Source organism: Yoonia sp. 72 (genome assembly GCF_034652275.1).
Classification (GTDB): domain Bacteria; phylum Pseudomonadota; class Alphaproteobacteria; order Rhodobacterales; family Rhodobacteraceae; genus Yoonia.
This window is the reverse complement of record NZ_JAXIWG010000001.1, coordinates 376,069-392,336: the sequence shown is the minus strand read 5'-3', so window position 1 is coordinate 392,336 and position 16,268 is coordinate 376,069. Positions and strand designations below refer to the sequence as shown.

Annotated in this window: 12 protein-coding genes and 1 tRNA gene; 9 read left to right on the top strand and 4 right to left on the bottom strand. The window is 60.7% G+C overall.

Going from position 1 to position 16,268, the window contains the following annotated elements; translation table 11 throughout:
- Positions 1 to 33: 33 nt before the first annotated feature.
- The 3 genes from VCK47_RS02055 (at position 34) to VCK47_RS02045 (ending at position 6,477) form a co-directional block, all read left to right on the top strand.
- Positions 34 to 2,406 (top strand): methyl-accepting chemotaxis protein, encoded by a 2,373-nt coding sequence (locus tag VCK47_RS02055; RefSeq protein ID WP_322889065.1) that lies wholly within the window; start codon positions 34 to 36, stop codon positions 2,404 to 2,406.
- A 719-nt stretch (positions 2,407 to 3,125) separates the two neighbouring features.
- The gene (locus VCK47_RS02050; RefSeq protein ID WP_322889064.1) at positions 3,126 to 4,106 is read left to right on the top strand and encodes a TAXI family TRAP transporter solute-binding subunit; all 981 of its coding nucleotides are present in this window, start codon (positions 3,126 to 3,128) and stop codon (positions 4,104 to 4,106) included.
- 106 nt (positions 4,107 to 4,212) lie between these two features.
- Complete coding sequence (locus VCK47_RS02045; RefSeq protein ID WP_322889063.1) at positions 4,213 to 6,477, top strand: TRAP transporter fused permease subunit; 2,265 nt, start codon at positions 4,213 to 4,215, stop codon at positions 6,475 to 6,477.
- Between the two features lie 100 nt (positions 6,478 to 6,577).
- Here the strand turns inward: VCK47_RS02045 and VCK47_RS02040 are convergent.
- Together VCK47_RS02040 and VCK47_RS02035 are read right to left on the bottom strand one after the other, a co-directional pair.
- Positions 6,578 to 6,652, bottom strand: a tRNA-Asn gene (locus VCK47_RS02040).
- A 58-nt stretch (positions 6,653 to 6,710) separates the two neighbouring features.
- Positions 6,711 to 7,652 carry an MBL fold metallo-hydrolase gene (locus tag VCK47_RS02035; RefSeq protein WP_322889062.1) on the bottom strand — a complete coding sequence of 314 codons (942 nt, stop codon included), beginning with the start codon at positions 7,650 to 7,652 and terminating at the stop codon, positions 6,711 to 6,713.
- Between the two features lie 41 nt (positions 7,653 to 7,693).
- On the opposite strand from VCK47_RS02035, the gene VCK47_RS02030 reads away from it, so the two are divergent.
- The 5 genes from VCK47_RS02030 (at position 7,694) to VCK47_RS02010 (ending at position 13,037) form a co-directional block, all read left to right on the top strand.
- A complete protein-coding gene (locus VCK47_RS02030) occupies positions 7,694 to 9,013 on the top strand; it encodes an ATP-binding protein (RefSeq protein ID WP_322889061.1) in 1,320 nt (439 codons plus the stop codon).
- Between the two features lie 96 nt (positions 9,014 to 9,109).
- The gene (locus tag VCK47_RS02025; protein WP_322889060.1) at positions 9,110 to 10,534 is read left to right on the top strand and encodes a circularly permuted type 2 ATP-grasp protein; all 1,425 of its coding nucleotides are present in this window, start codon (positions 9,110 to 9,112) and stop codon (positions 10,532 to 10,534) included.
- A gap of 1 nt (position 10,535) precedes the next feature.
- A complete protein-coding gene (locus VCK47_RS02020) occupies positions 10,536 to 11,477 on the top strand; it encodes an alpha-E domain-containing protein (protein ID WP_322889059.1) in 942 nt (313 codons plus the stop codon).
- The gene (locus tag VCK47_RS02015; RefSeq protein ID WP_322889058.1) at positions 11,477 to 12,274 is read left to right on the top strand and encodes a transglutaminase family protein; all 798 of its coding nucleotides are present in this window, start codon (positions 11,477 to 11,479) and stop codon (positions 12,272 to 12,274) included. Before VCK47_RS02020 ends, VCK47_RS02015 begins: the two co-directional genes overlap by 1 nt.
- 34 nt (positions 12,275 to 12,308) lie before the next feature.
- Positions 12,309 to 13,037, top strand: coding sequence for a peptidase (locus tag VCK47_RS02010; RefSeq protein ID WP_322889057.1), 729 nt, complete (start codon positions 12,309 to 12,311; stop codon positions 13,035 to 13,037).
- Between the two features lie 24 nt (positions 13,038 to 13,061).
- Here the strand turns inward: VCK47_RS02010 and VCK47_RS02005 are convergent, their stop codons facing one another.
- On the bottom strand, positions 13,062 to 15,107 hold the full coding sequence (locus tag VCK47_RS02005) for an NADH:flavin oxidoreductase (RefSeq protein WP_322889056.1): 2,046 nt from the start codon (positions 15,105 to 15,107) through the stop codon (positions 13,062 to 13,064).
- 170 nt (positions 15,108 to 15,277) lie between these two features.
- Here VCK47_RS02005 and VCK47_RS02000 point away from each other — a divergent pair, with 170 nt between their 5' ends.
- On the top strand, positions 15,278 to 15,529 hold the full coding sequence (locus VCK47_RS02000) for a GlsB/YeaQ/YmgE family stress response membrane protein (protein WP_322889055.1): 252 nt from the start codon (positions 15,278 to 15,280) through the stop codon (positions 15,527 to 15,529).
- Between the two features lie 31 nt (positions 15,530 to 15,560).
- Here the strand turns inward: VCK47_RS02000 and VCK47_RS01995 are convergent, their stop codons facing one another.
- Positions 15,561 to 16,226: a hypothetical protein gene (locus VCK47_RS01995; protein ID WP_322889054.1), complete on the bottom strand. Its 666-nt coding sequence runs from the start codon at positions 16,224 to 16,226 to the stop codon at positions 15,561 to 15,563.
- Between the last annotated feature and the right edge of the window lie 42 nt (positions 16,227 to 16,268).

The following is a 16,268-nucleotide window of genomic DNA, read 5'->3' as shown; positions in this document are numbered from 1 at the left end:
GTCTGATCCGACTACCCGGTGCAAGAGGTTTTTATGCCCAGTCTCAGTTCTGTCCCCCTGTCCCGCAAACTGCCTGTGATCATCGGCGGGATCAGTCTTGCTGCAGCCGTCACGGTTGCCGGTCTCAGTTATCTCGATTTTCGCGACAGTATGGTGAAAGAGGCGCAGCACCATTTTGACGTGCTTGCCGAAGAACGCGGCATTGCGCTTGAGAATTGGGTCGCAGAGGTGGAGAATAACGTCCTGGCCTATGCTCGGATGCCCAGTGTCATCAATGCAACGCAGGCGTTATCGTCGTCGTTCGCGCTGTTGGATGACAGCACCGACCTTCAGGCGGCCTATATCACCAACAATCCCAATCCTGTCGGCCAAAAAGGCCTGCTCGATCAGGCGCCCGAGGCGATTCCCTACAATTTCCAGCATGGGGCGTTCCATCCGTTCTTTCGCAATTTGGTAAATGACTCGGATTACCGTGACGTGTTCCTGCTCAATACCGCAGGCGACGTCGTCTATTCCTATGCAAAAGAAGTCGATTTTGCAGCCAATGTCCTGTCGGGTTCCTTGCAGGACAGCGGGCTTGGCCAAGCCTTCATCGCCGCGCGGGACGGGGTGGCCGAAGCGGTCTATTTTGCTGATTTCGAACGATACGCGCCCAGCGGCAGCGCGGCAGCCGCATTTCTGGCAACACAGGTCAGCAATGGCGAAGGCGCGGTTGTCGGCGTTTACGCTGTGCAACTGGAAACGGCACCGCTTGAAGCGATCGTCAACCGTCCGGTCGGGTTGGGTGAAACAGGCGAAATGTACATCGCCGGTCCGGACGGCATGACGCGCAGTGCATCGCGCTTTGCGGGCGGGCATCTGGCGTTGCAGAACGTCAGCACTTTGCAGCAGGTCACGTCCGGTCTTGCAGGCGCAAGGTCGTTTTTCACAGATGTCACCGGCATAAACGGACAGTCCGTACTGGCCGAAGTTTCGCAAATCGAAGTGTTCGGCGCCAGATGGCGCGTGATCGGCGAGATGGACATGGCAGAGGTGCTGGTTCCCGTGACAGCGATGCGTAACAAGATGATTGGGACCACAGCCTTGGTCATGGGCCTTGCCGCCTTGCTAGGGTATCTGACGGCGCGTTCTGTCATCCGTCCGCTTGAGCGGCTAGGCGATGGCATGGGCAAAGTCGCGCAGCGCGACTATGACTTCATGGTCGCGGATACCGATCGGGGCGATGAACTTGGCGTGTTGGCCAAAGCGCTGGTTGATTTCCGCGACAAGCTGAAAGGTTTTGATGCCGCCGAGGACGCCCGCAAGAAGGTGCAGGCCGAACAAGCGCGGGTTGTCGAAGCGCTCAGCAAAGGCATGGTGGCACTGGCCGAGGGCGACCTGACGGCCGTGATCCATACACCTTTTGACGAAAGCTATGAACAACTTCGGATCGATTATAACCGGACGGTTTCTCATCTGAGCGCGACAGTCGGGTCGGTTGTCACCAGCGCGGCGGGCATTCGCGATCGCGCCCTAGAAATGAGCAGTGCATCCGATGATCTTTCGCGCCGGACAGAGAATCAGGCCGCGACGCTGGAACAGACCGCCGCTGCGCTTGACGAGCTGACCGCCAGCGTGCGGTCTGCCGCCGATGGCGCCCGCGAGGTCGAGACGATCGTCGCAGATGCCCGAAATGACGCCAATGCGAGCGAACCAGTCGTCCAAAAGGCGGTAGCCGCGATGACAGCGATTGAAAAATCCTCTGACGAGATCACCCAGATTGTCGGGGTCATTGACGATATCGCGTTCCAGACCAACCTGCTGGCGTTGAATGCTGGGGTAGAGGCTGCCCGTGCCGGCGATGCGGGGCGCGGTTTTGCCGTTGTCGCTTCTGAAGTGCGCGCTCTGGCGCAAAGGTCATCGGAGGCGGCCAAGCAGATCAAGACGTTGATCGCAGGCAGCTCCGATCAGGTCGCGAGCGGTGTCAGCCTGGTCGGCGAGGCGGGCGAGGTACTGATGCGCATCGCCAAGCACATCAGCCATATTTCTGGTTTGATCTCTGAAATTGCAGCAGGTGCTGCGGAACAGTCGACAGGTCTGGCCGAAATCAATATCGGCGTTACCCAGCTAGACAAGGTCACGCAACAAAACGCAGCGATGGTCGACCAGGCGACGGCCAGCAGCCATGCCTTGAATGCAGAGGCAGGCAACCTGAGTGACCTTGTTGCGCGGTTCCATCTTGACCAGACCGATGTCGTGCAGACGGGCGCGTCACGACGCAGCGCCGAAAATGTAATGGTCTTCCAATCGCCGCGCAGCCAGCAAAAAAAACCACCGCCAGCACCGATCCCGACAACGCCTGTGGCGATGACGGGGACCTACGGCCGATCCGCGGCGACATCTTCCGACGGCTGGCAGGACTTTTGACAGACGGCTGGCAGGTAGCGGAGAGGCCTTCAGACTGGCTGGCAGAAGCACGATATTTGTCGTTGCCAGCCTCCTGTTTCTGGTTGTGCTGAGGCCAACTTGCACGTCTGCGGCTATGTGGATGGTGACGGTGATGGCGGCTTCGTCCGGTGAAGCCGGCACTTGGTCGAAATCGACCCATAACAGCGTGTTCTTGCGTGCCACGATCGCGACGAAGGCGCGAAGCACCTGGCGAATATGGCCGTTTTCGCATGTTCTGCGGCTTTGCCGCAAATTGCGTGGTGCATCCTGCATGGGTCCGGGTGCCGCCGATCCGGATCGTCCCAGCCCGTATGCAGCGCGCAGCTTTAAACTGAAGCGGGAACGGCCCCGAAGAAACCAGCCGCACGCGTCTGGACGTCGTGCAGGGGCGAAACGGGCGCGCGCGCTATCCGCTACAGGTCTGCGACGATCTTTTCCTGACTGCGGTTCTTTAAGCAGTCATTGCCACAGAGTTGGTCATCGGCGTCGCAGTCGCATCCGCAAGGGACCCCAATAATTGGCCACGCTTTCGGATCGTCTGGGGTACAACCTGTCCGCGTGCGGGGCGATTAGGCGTCGCCATTTGCGCTTAACCGTTTGACAGGGCAGTCCCACTCGCTATTTTCACCCGACGAGATGTCAGTCGCTGCCGTTGTTTGGTAGATCGCGACATGGTCTCTTCATCTGGGAGGAATTCGATGATCAAATCTATTCTTGGCACATCTGCCATCGCACTTGTCGCTGCATTGCCAGCACTTGCACAAGAGGTTGACCGCACCGGCTGGCCCACCAGCTTTACTGTGGGTACGGCGTCGCAGGGCGGCACGTTCTTCGTATATGGCTCGGGCTACGCGAACCTGATTTCCGAAGAGCTGGGCGTCACCGGCGGCGCCGAAGTCACCGGCGGTCCGATGCAGAACATGGCGCTGGTCCACACGGGCGAGGCCGCGATGGGCATGACCACCATGGGCCCTGCGCAAGTCAGCATCGCCGGTGAAAGCCCGCTGGCACCCGGCCTGCAAATGACCAATGTCTGCGCGCATTTCCCGATGTATGAAACACCGTTCCACGCAGTCGCGCTGGCCAGTTCGGGCATCACATCGCTAAGCGAGATTCCCGCAGGGTCGCGCGTGGGCTTTGGCCCCGCAGGTGCCACGGCGGACGTGTATTTCCCTGAAATGCTGACTGCGCTTGGCGTCGAGTTCGAGCGCCGCAACGGTGGCTGGAACGATCTGGGTGGCCAGATGCAGGACGGCCTGATCGACGTGATCGGCTTTGCCGCCGGTGTGCCGATTCCGCAGGTGGCGGAGCTTGAAGCCTCGAACGCCGTCAACATCATCGAATTCACCGAAGAAGAACAGGCGCTTATGACCGAGCTGTTCCCTGTGGCGAATTTCGAGATCCCTGCTGGCACCTACGCCAGCCTGACCGAACCCGCGCGTGCGGTGTCGATGTGGAACTTCGCGATCGTGAACTGTGACCTGCCCGAAAGCTTCGTCTACGAGGCGACGCGTGTGATTATGGAAGACAACGAGCGGATGATGCAGATCCACTCGTCTGCCGAAACCACCGTGTTCGAAAACTGGGATAAGAACACCGTGATTCCATGGCACCCGGGTGCCGCCCGCTGGTTCATGGAGAACGGCGCGGACATCCCTGCGGACATGATCAAGGGATAAAGATCGAAGGGCCGGCGCGCAAAGCACCGGCCCTTTTCCGACGAACAGGGTTGCAGGACCCTTCGATCCGGGGCTCGCCCCCCTCTGCGTCAGGGAGACACGCATTATGGCCAAGGCCGAAATCACATCAGACAGCTTGAAGGACGATGACACCGGCCCCTTGGTCGCCGAAGGCGCGGACGAGGAAGTCATTGAATTCAATCGCCGTCTTTATACCGGCTGGTTTTATTGGACAGTCGCAGGTGCGCTTGCGATCTATGCGTTTTTCCATATCGCCGCGCTGAACGGTCTGTCGATCCGCAACATGACGGGCGGGGTGGTCAACCTGCCGTTCCTGCCGCGCCTGCCGATGGAATCATGGACCTATCGCACGGTGCATATCGCGGGTGCGACAGCGCTTGGGTTCTTGATGTTTTCGGGCACCTCCTTTGCCGAAAGGGCCGATACCGGCCGTGACCGGCTGTTGAGCGTGCTGGCCTATGCGCTGATGGTTCCGGCGCTGTTTTCGTTGGGCGTCACCTTTTGGTTCCAGAGCCTGATCGCTTCGGGCACGTTGTGGAACGGGATGGACGCGACGATCCAGTACAATGAACGCTGGTTGTTTGGCATTCCGTTGCTGGTTGCGACTTTTGGCGCAATCGTGCTGTCTTGGGTGCATCGCCGTCCGCGTGACCGTGTCAACCCCGCCGATCTGGTGCTGGTCGTCGCGGCTCTGGCGGTGGCAAGCTATTTCGTGACCATTTACAACACGCCGATCCGCGCGACGACGGGCACGTCCTTTGCGCCTTTGGGCATTTCTCTTGCGGGCATAGCGGGCACTGCGCTGATCCTTGAATTGACGCGGCGTGTGACGGGGTTGGCCCTGCCGATCATCGCGGGGATTTTCCTCGTCTATGTCTGGCTGGGCCATTTGGCGCCGGGCGTGCTGAATTCGCCGCAGATTGCGCTGCAGCGGTTCTTTAGCCAAGTTTACACCGACGTCGGAATCCTCGGGCAGACGACGGCGGTATCGTCCACCTATATCATTCTGTTCATCATTTTTGCGGCCTTCTTGCAGGCGTCAAAAGTGGGGGAATACTTCATCAACTTTGCCTTCGCGCTGACAGGCCGCCAGCGCGGCGGGCCTGCCAAGGTTGCCATCTTTGCCTCGGGTCTGATGGGTATGATCAACGGCACGTCCGCGGGCAACGTGGTGGCCACCGGCAGCCTGACGATCCCGCTGATGCACAAGGTCGGGTATGATAAAAAGACCTCCGGCGCGATCGAGGCTGCGGCTTCGACGGGCGGGCAGATCATGCCGCCGATCATGGGGGCAGGGGCCTTTATCATGGCCGAGATCACGGGCATTCCCTATCAGGAAATCGCCATCGCCGCGATCATCCCGTCGATCCTGTATTTCGCCTCGGTCTATTTCATGGTCGATCTGTCGGCGGCGCGGATCGGCATGGTGGGCATGCGTCCCGAGGAATTGCCCAAGGTCAAGGCGATGATGAAACAGGTGTTCCTGTTCCTGCCGATCATCATCCTGATCGCTGCCTTGTTCGCAGGCTATTCGGTCATCCGCGCGGGCACCTATGCCACGGCCGCGGCGGCGGTCGTCAGTTGGTTGACGCCTTACCGGATGGGGCCACGGTCCATCGCCTATGCGTTCCAGATTGCGGGCAGCATGTCGATCCAGATCATCGCAGTCTGCGCCTGTGCCGGCATTATCGTGGGGGTGATTTCGCTGACAGGTGTGGGTGCGCGGTTCTCGAACCTGCTGTTGGGGCTGGCGGGTGTCAGCCAGTTGCTTGCGATGTTCTTCGCTATGGTGATCGCGATCCTGTTGGGGATGGGGATGCCGACGACAGCGGCCTATGCGGTTGCGGCCTCGGTCGTGGCACCGGGCTTGATCCGGCTTGGCATCGACCCGCTGACGGCGCATTTCTTTGTGTTTTACTTCGCCGTCGTCTCGGCCATCACGCCACCCGTGGCACTGGCGAGTTACGCCGCCGCGGGCATTTCCGGCGCGGACCCTATGGCCACGTCCTTTGCCTCGTTCAAGATCGGTCTGGCCGCTTTCATCGTGCCGTTCATGTTCTTCTACAACAGCGCCTTGCTCATGGACGCACCCTGGCTGGAAATCGCGCAGGCGCTGACGACGGCGCTGATCGGAGTGTTTTTCCTTGCAGCCTCTGTGCAGGCATGGCTTTGGGGCAAACCGGCAGGGCCGCTGACTCGGGTTGGTCTTTTGATCGCTGCCCTGTTCATGATCTCGGGCGGGTTGGTGACGGACCTTCTAGGGCTCGGCATCGCGGTCGGCCTGATTGTGATCAACCGCACAATCGCACCGGGCAGCAAGACGCCGCTGGTGCAGGGACGGGCTGACTGAGAATAGAGGAGGGCGCGGATTTCCGCGCCCTTTTTCATCGGGTCAAAACAACAAAAAACCGCCCCGAGGGGCGGTTTTTCTGTTCAAATATCGGGATATTTGGCTCCGACGGTAGGGATCGAACCTACGACCAATTGATTAACAGTCAACTGCTCTACCGCTGAGCTACGTCGGAACATGGGGGTCGTATAGCAATGTGATTCCGCCCCGTCCAGAGCGATTTGGCGGGTTTTTCAAATTCCTGTCACTGGTGGCAAACCCGTCCTGGCCAGTTGGAAAACGGCCTTTTCATCAGCGTCTGGCATGGCAATTACGGTCCCTTTGCCATGCAGGTCGATCAGATGCGCCAGCACGTTGCGTTCAGCCGCCATCAGCAGAATCGGCGAAAGGTCGGCATAGACCCGCGCGGTGATGTCCTGCGGCGTGGCGGGACCTGTCGACAGGGCGTCGATGATCTGCGCCTCACGCTGCAAACGGTGGGCGATCAGCCATGCCAGCCGCTCTTGCGGGCCTGGAACAGGCGCGCCGTGGCCGGGATAGAAGCAGGCGGCGGGCAGCTGTTGCAGCCTGCGGCAGGAGGCCATGAAATCGGTCAGATCACCATCAGGCGGCGAGACGAGCGAGCTGGCCCAGCCCATGACGTGATCGCCTGAAAACAGCGCATCACCCCACAGAAAACACAGATGGTTCCCGATATGGCCCGGCGTATGGATCGCGGTGACCTGTCCCCAGTCGCCTTGCAGCACATCGGCATCGGCCAGCAATCTGTCAGGCGCGAAATCGCGGTCGATCCCTTCGCCGCCGCCCGTCAACCCGCGCGCGGCAAGCGCTGTCATTGCAGCGCTGCGGCCTGCCGTGGGACCGCCGAAGGCGCAGACAGATGCACCGGTTGCCGCAGCAAGGGCAGGGGCAAGCGCTGAATGATCCAGATGGCTGTGCGTGACAAGGATAAGATCAACGCTGCGCCCGCCGATGGCGTCGAGCACCGCATCCAGATGCGAAGGAACCGCAGGGCCGGGGTCGATCACGATCAGGCGGTCGCGCCCCAACAGATAGGTATTCGTGCCCGGTCCGGTCATCGGCGACGGGTTGGGGGCCAGCACCAGCGCCAGATCATCGCGCAGGGCCAGAACCTGACCCGGATGCGGCGCAAATTCCGCAGCATCACCGATCATCGGCACTTTCCGGCGGGGCCAATGCCCGTTAGCGTCGCGCCATGACATTTCGCTGGATCAAGAATGCAATGCCGCGCGGGATTTACGCCCGTGCTGCGCTGATCCTTGTGTTTCCGGTCGTGTTTTTGCAATTGCTTGTATCCGTGGTGTTCATTCAGCGTCATTTTGACGGTGTGACGCGGCTGATGACAAGCGCGGTGAACATTGATCTGCAATTCCTGATCGATACCGCCAATGACGCAGAGACCGCAGAGGCGGCGCGCACCGCCCTTGCCCCCTTGGGCGAGGCCTTGCAGATCCGCACGGCCCTGCCAGCGCCCGCGCGGCCCGACACCGATATAAATCCGTTCGTCGATCTGACGGGGGCGACCGTGATCGACACATTACGCAACGGCATCGACGATCTGCAGGTCGTGTCGCTGGAAGATCGCGGGCGTGTCGCGATCTGGGTCGAGACGCGCCACGGTCTCTTGGCACTTGATTTGTCGCGCAGGCGGATGTCCGCATCGAACCCGCATCAGTTGCTGGTCATCATGGTTGTGATGGGCGCGCTGATGACGGTCGTCGCCTATATCTTTTTGCGCAACCAGCTGCGCCCGATCAAGCGCATGGCGCAGGCGGCGGCCGATTACGGCAAAGGCCGGATCACGCCGTTCACGCCCACCGGTGCGGTCGAGGTGCGCGCGGCGGGTATGGCGTTTCTCGACATGCGCAACCGGCTGGAACGCCAGACCCAAAGCCGCACGATGATGCTGTCGGGTGTCAGTCACGACCTGCGCACGCCGCTCACGCGGCTGCGCCTTGGCCTGTCGATGCTGGACGAGGCCGAGGCTGCCGATCTTTTGCGCGATGTGGATGACATGCAAAAGCTGCTCGATGCCTTCCTTGATTTCGCGCGCGACGATGCGGGGGACAATCTCGAAAGCGTGGTGCCAGCGGGTATCGTGCGCGATGTGCTGCATGATGCGGCGCGGATGGGCGATGCCGTGGCGTTGGCGGCGATCGAAGGCCCTGAAATCCGCGTGAACCTGCGCCCTTTGGCGATCAGGCGGGCGCTCGACAATCTGGTCAGCAATGCCTTGCGCTATGGCACGCGGGCCTTGGTGGGGGTCAGTGTCACTGACCGCGCCGTGCGTTTCTGGGTCGAGGATGACGGGCCGGGCATTCCACCAGAACTGCACGAAGATGCCGTCAATCCGTTCGTCCGGCTTGATCCGGCGCGCAATCAGGACAAAGGCAGCGGTGTGGGGCTGGGCCTTGCCATTGTGTCCGATGTGGCGCGCAGCCATGGCGGTGCCCTGCGGCTGGGTAAAAGCGCGACCCTTGGCGGCCTGAAAGCAGAGCTGGTCATCAGCCGCTAAAGCCATCTGCCTAAAAAGTATGCAGATGCTTTGATGCGCATAATAATCGTGCGGTCAAACCATTGCAGTCTTAACAGATCGTTGTAGGCTGATCTTATGAATAACGAATTTGAACATTTCGATGAAATGCTGGGCGCCACGGGTGCTCGCCCCCCTTATACCGGCTACGACGCGTGGTTCAGCGCGCAGGACCGCGGACGATTGGCCAAAAAGGCCGCTGAGGCAGAAGCGTTTTTCCGCCGCACCGGTATCACCTTCAACGTCTACGGCCAGTCGGATGCCGAGGAACGATTGATCCCCTTCGATCTGGTCCCGCGGATCGTGTCGAGCAATGAATGGGCGCGCCTGTCGCGCGGGATCGAACAGCGCGTGCGCGCGATCAATGCCTTTCTTTATGACATCTATAACCGGCAGGAGATCCTCAAGGCGGGAATCGTCCCCATCGAGTTGATCGCCAAGAACGCGGCCTTTCTGCCGCAGATGATGGATTTCAACCCGCCGGGCGGCGTTTACACCCATATCGTCGGCACCGACATCGTGCGCACTGGCGAGAACGATTTTTATGTGCTCGAAGACAACGCCCGCACGCCATCCGGTGTCAGCTATATGCTGGAAAACCGCGAAACCATGCTGCAGATGTTCCCCGAGCTGTTCAGCAAGATCAAGGTCAAGCCGGTCAGCGATTACCCCAAATCCCTGCGCCGGTCGCTGGAAGCATCGGCGCCATCGACTTGCGACGGGCGGCCTTGCGTGGCGGTCCTGACGCCCGGCATCCACAATTCGGCCTATTTCGAGCACAGCTTTCTGGCGGACCAGATGGGTGTGGAACTGGTCGAAGGGCACGATCTGCGGGTGATCGACGGGCATATCGCGATGCGCACAACGCGCGGCTATCGGCGGATCGACGTGCTTTATCGCCGTGTGGATGATGATTTCCTTGATCCGATGACCTTCAACCCCTCATCCATGCTGGGTGTGCCGGGGATCATGGATGTCTACCGCGCGGGCAATATCACCATCGCCAATGCGCCGGGCACAGGTGTAGCCGATGACAAGGCGATCTATAGCTATATGCCTGATATCGTTGAATTCTATACGGGCGAACGGGCGATCCTGAAGAATGTCGAAACGCACCGCTGTTCCGAACCGGATGCGCTGAAATACGTGTTGGAGAACCTCGCCGATCTGGTGGTAAAAGAGGTGCACGGGTCGGGCGGTTACGGGATGCTGGTGGGTCCTGCTGCCAGCAAAAAGGAAATCGCGGCCTTCGCGGCCAAGCTGAAAGCGAACCCCGGCAACTACATCGCGCAGCCCACGCTGTCGCTGTCCACCGTGCCGATCTTTACCAAGAAAGGTCTTGCCCCGCGCCATGTGGATTTGCGGCCTTTTGCGCTGGTCTCGCCTTCGGGGGTGAACATCACGCCGGGCGGGCTGACGCGGGTGGCGCTCAAGGCAGGGTCGCTGGTGGTGAATTCCAGCCAAGGCGGCGGCACGAAAGACACATGGATATTGGAAGACTGACATGTTGGGAAAAACGGCAGGCGGTCTTTACTGGATGTTCCGGTTTCTGGAACGGGCGGAAAACACCGCGCGACTGATCGAGGCGGGATTTCGCATCGCGCTGACGCGATCAAACGACGCGGAATCCGAATGGAAATCCGTCATCATCACATCCGCAGCACAACAGGCCTTCGAGGCGCGGCATGACAAATATTCCAGCGGGAATGTCGTCAATTTCCTGCTGCGCGATCCCGAAAACCCCAGCTCGGTGCTGTCGGTCACCAAATCCGCGCGCGACAATGCGCGTCTGGTGCGCACAGCCCTGACAACCGAGGTTTGGGCGGCGGTCAATGAAACATGGATGGTCCTGACGGATACACTGAAAAAACCGATTCCCGAAACCGAATTGCCCGCCGTATTGGCCACAATCCGGCAACAATCGGCGCTGGTGCGCGGAGCGTTGGTCGGCACGATGCTGCGCAACGACATTTTCGATTTCTGCCGTCTGGGCACCTTTGTCGAACGGATCGACAGCACGGCGCGGATCATCGACGTAAAATACTATGCGCTGCTGCCGTCGCCATCCTTTGTCGGCAGCCGGATGGATAACGTGCAATGGGAAACAATCCTGCGGTCGGTGTCGGCGCATCGGTCGTTCCGCTGGGCGGTCGAGGATGATTTCACCGCGCCTGCGATTGCCGATTTCCTGATCCTTGACGACCGGATGCCACGTTCGCTCAGCCATTGTGCGGGGCAACTGGTCAAGAACCTAGGTCATCTGGCCAAGGACTATGGCGAGGCCAAGCTGTCGCATGAATTGGCCGACCGTATGAACGCCCGCTTGAAAGACCGCGACATCGGGTCGATCTTTGATGAAGGGCTGCACGAATTCGTGGGCTCTATCCTGCGCGAGAATGCGGCGATCGGTATGCAGATCGAGACCGACTACAGGTTCAACAACTGATGCAACTGACGATCAACCACACCACCAGCTATGCCTATGACATGCCTGTGGATTTCGCGCTGCAAAAGCTACGGCTGCGGCCTTTGTCGAACCCGATGCAGGATGTGGACAATTGGCAGATCGACATCAGCGGCGGCCAGATCGAGGCCAGCTATCTGGATCATTACGGCAACCATACCGATCTGGTCAGCGTGACCCCGGGTGTCGAGGCGGTCGAGATCACGGCGCGCGGGCAGGTGACGACTCATGACAAGGCAGGCGTGCTGGGTCCGGTTTATGGCCGCGCACCTTTGTGGCATTTTGCGCAGGCGACGCATCTGACTGCACCGGGGGCAGGTGTACGCGATTTCGCGCGAACTCTGGGCAAGATGAAAGACCCGCTGACCTCGCTGCACGATCTGTCCAATGCGATCCGCGACGCGCTGCCGTATCGCACGGGTGTCACGGGTGCAGACACGACCGCCGAACAGGCGATCAAGATTGGCGCGGGCGTCTGTCAGGACCATGCGCAGATTTTCATCTCGGCGCTGCGCACGCGTGGCGTGCCGGCGCGCTATGTCAGCGGATATCTGATGATCAACGAGATCGTCGATCAGGACGCCGCCCATGCCTGGGCCGAGGCGCATATCGACGGGCTGGGCTGGGTCGGGTTCGATATCTCCAACGGTGTCGCACCCGATGAAAAATACGTGCGCGTCGCCATCGGGCAGGATGCAGGCTCTGCCGCGCCGGTCAAAGGCATGCGCAAAGGCCCGTCAAACGAGACGTTGATTGTATCTTTACAAGTTCAGCAGTAGTGCTGTGAGCATACCCCATTAAGGACGCCCCCCGATGACCTATTGCATAGGATTGCAGCTTGATCGCGGGCTGGTGTTCATGTCGGACACCCGCACCAATGCCGGTGTCGACAATTTCTCGACCAGCAAGAAAATGTTTCACTGGCATGTGCCCGGCGAGCGGATGATCACCATCATGACCGCGGGCAATCTGGCCACCACGCAGGCGATGATCAGCCTGTTGCGCGAAAGGTCCGTCACGACCGAGGACCGCAACCCCAGCATCCTGCGTGAACCCACCATGTTCCAGATCGCCCGACTGGTCGGCGCCACCTTGAAAGAGGTCATCGCCGAAAGCAGCCTCAGCGGCCAATCGGCCGAGCAATTCGCGGCCTCTTGCATTCTGGGTGGTCAGATCAAGGGCGGCCAGCCCACGATTTTCCTGATCTATCCGCAGGGCAATTTCATCGAAATCACGCCCGATACGCCTTTCTTCCAGATCGGCGAGACGAAATACGGCAAGCCGATCCTCGTGCGCGCCTATGACCCCGAGATGAGTTTCGAGGATGCGGTCAAGCTGCTGCTGGTATCTTTTGACTCGACCGTCAAATCGAACCTCTCGGTGGGTCTGCCGTTTGATCTGCAAATCTACGACAAAGACAGCTTCGCCGAAGGCCGGACCATCCGCATTGATGAGGACGATTCTGTTTATCAAGCAATTTCAAGCGGTTGGGGCGATGCCTTGAAAGAGGCCTTCCAGCATCTGCCATCCTACAAAGTCTGATCGTAGGGCGGGCTCATGCCCGCCTTACAAATCTTTTACCAACCGCAGCGCATCATAGATCGCCGCATGCGTATTGCGCGCACTGACGGCGTCCCCGATGCGGAACAGCTGGAACGCCCCCTCGGGATTGGTTGCCACCGCTTGCGCGCGGCCCCCGATCAACGCCTCCTGATCGACTTCGCCCAGATTGCGCGACAAAGGTTTGAGATCGAAGTAGAGATCATCCAAAGGCAGTGTCCCGTAATTCACGATGATCTGGTCATAGGTCTTTTCCTTGGTGAACCCGCTGTAATCCGTCCCGATCACAGCGCGCAAGCGGTTGCCGTCGCGGGTGACGTCCAGCAGGCGGCGGGTGACGGTGAAGGTCACATCCTTGTCCTGTAACGCGCGCATATAGGGGACAAGGTTCATCCCCATCACCTCGGGCGCGAAGGTGCGGTCGGGTGTCATCACCTCGACGCTCGCCCCCGCATTTGCCGCGACCTCTGCCGCCATCAGGCCGGGGTGATCGCCGCTTTCGTCATAGATCAGCACATCCTGCCCCGGTTTCACATCGCCCGAGATGATATCCCACGCGCTGACGACGAGCGGGTTGTCCTTCTTCTGCTCGAACAGCTGCGTATTGGGCAGACCGCCGGTCGCCACGATCACCACATCGGGGGCAAGGGCGGTCACGTCATCCGCCTCGGCCCATGTGTTGAAATGGAACGTCACGTCGCGGGCCGCGCATTGCGCCATGCGCCAGTCGATAATGCCGATCATCTCGCGCCTGCGCGGGTTCTGTGCGGTCAGCCTGATCTGCCCACCGGGGTCAGGTTGCGCCTCGAACACGGTGACATCATGCCCGCGTGCTGCGGCGACGCGCGCGGCCTCCAGCCCCGCAGGACCTGCGCCGATGATGACGACCTTGCGCGCCGCAGGGGCAGGGGCGATGTCATGCGGCATCGTCAGCTCGCGGCCCGTCGCGGCATTGTGGATGCACAGCGCCTCGCCCGCCTGATAGATCCGGTCAAGGCAATAGGTGGCGCCGACGCAAGGGCGGATATCATCCTCGCGCCCCTCGATAATCTTGCGCACGATATGGGGGTCCGCCATATGCGCCCGCGTCATGCCGACCATGTCGAGCAATCCGGCCTGTATCGCATGCCGCGCCGTGGCCACATCTGGGATGCGCGCGGCGTGGAAGGTGGGCAATCCGGTCGCCTGCTTCACGGCACCTGCGAAATCCAGATGCGGCGCGCTTTTCATGCCCTGCACTGGGATCACGTCGGTCATTGCAGGGTCGGTATGGATGCGGCCCTTGATAACGTTGAGGAAATCGACCATGCCGGTATCTGCCAGCCGCTTGGAAATGGTGATGCCTTCCTCGGGGGTGATGCCACCTGCGGCAGCCTCGTCCGCCGTATAGCGCAGACCGATGATGAAACCGTCGCCCACCCGTTTGCGGCAGGCTGTCAGCACATCCAGCAGCAGTTGCATCCGGCTATCAAGGCTTTGCCCCCCATAAGGCCCGTCCAGATCATTGGTCAGCGGCGACCAGAACTGGTCGAGCAGATGGCCGTAAACCTGCAATTCGATCCCGTCCATGCCGCCCGCTTGCATCCGTTCAGCCGCATCGGCGAAATCGGAGATGATCCGCGCGATATCCCAATCTTCGGCCAGTTTCGGGAAAGCGCGATGCGCCGGTTCACGGTGGCGCGAGGAGGAGACAGAGGGCAGCCAGTCGCCTTTGGCCCAGCCCGTGCGCCGCCCCAGATGCGTGAGCTGGATCATCACCGCGCAGCCGTGGTCGTGGCAGGCATCGGTCAATTGCCGGATCCACGGCACAACCTCGTCCTTGTAGGCTAGGATATTGTTGAACACCGGCGGGCTGTCGCGCGACACGGCGGCAGAGCCTGCGGTCATGGTCAACGCGACCCCCGCCTTGGCCCGTTCGGCGTGATAGGCGGCGTAGCGCGCCTTGGGCATCCCGTCCTCGGGATAGGCCGGTTCATGGCTGGTGGTCATGATCCGGTTGCGCAAGGTCAGATGTTTGAGCTGGTAGGGCTGCAACAGGGGATCGGTAGACATGAACTGGCTCCTGGCTGGTTGATCCCATAGTGGCCGATGCCACGCCGATGTATAGCGGGTTTGCGGCAGGGCTGCGCGTGGCACCGACAGTGGCTCCCCCGGTGGCTTGGCGGGAACGTGTCCTGCCCTTGTGCGTTGGATCTGCGACATGAAAAATGACAGGAAGAACCATGGGCATTCTCTGGATCATCATCATCGGCTTTGTCGCTGGACTGATCGCGCGGGCCGTAACACCGGGCGATCACCATCCGTCAGGGTTTCTGCGGACCACAGCGCTGGGGATTGCAGGGGCGTTTGTGGCGTCCTTCATCGGCCAGACGCTGGGCCTTTATGGCGCGGGGCAGGGCGCGGGCATCATCGGTGCTGCCATCGGGGCCGTGCTTGTGCTGACGGTCTGGGGCTATCTTCAAAAGGAGCAGTGAGGCCGCGGGCCGGAGCCCGCAGCCGGCCGGGTCACTGTTCCTGCAACGCCGTGCAGATCGTCTGCATCTGCGCGATCGAAATCTCGATGTCGTTCAGGGAATCGTCCTCGGACATCATCGTGCCGGTGCTGTCCATCGCTGGCCCGTCGTCCTGAGGGGCAGTATCGCCGGTAAACGGAGTGACCGACGTATCGCCGGTGGTGCCCGTTTCACCAGTCTGGCCGGTGGTGCCGTCCACAGGCGACCCCGTGACGACATCGGCCGGAGCTTCGCCGTCCAGCGTGCCGACGGTATTTGCACCCGTGCCCATGCGACTAGCCGTGTCATCAGCCCCTGCGACCGCGCGGTCATCGACGCCGTCCGACATCTCGCCGGGGTCATCGGACAACATTTCCGCTTCGGTCAGCTGGCTCACATCGGCGCAATCACGGCGGATGATGTCCTGATCGGCGGGCGCAAGCGTGCGCCATTGCATTGCCAGTTCCTCGGCAGGGCGCACAGTCAGCCTGTCTTGGGTGAACATCGCCATAACAAGCGTCTGCGGCCAGTCACCGCCATAGGCGACGGGCTGCAGATCGGGCGCATTGGTCTGGCTTTGGTTGGCGTTGACGTCGTCGGTATCGCCCTGCGTCTGGGCGAGTGCAGCACCGCCCGCAAGCTGGGCCGCAAGGGTCATGGTCAGTAGGGTATGTTTCATGATCGTCTCCGATGGTCGGAAAAGGCAGCCGCCGGACCGAAT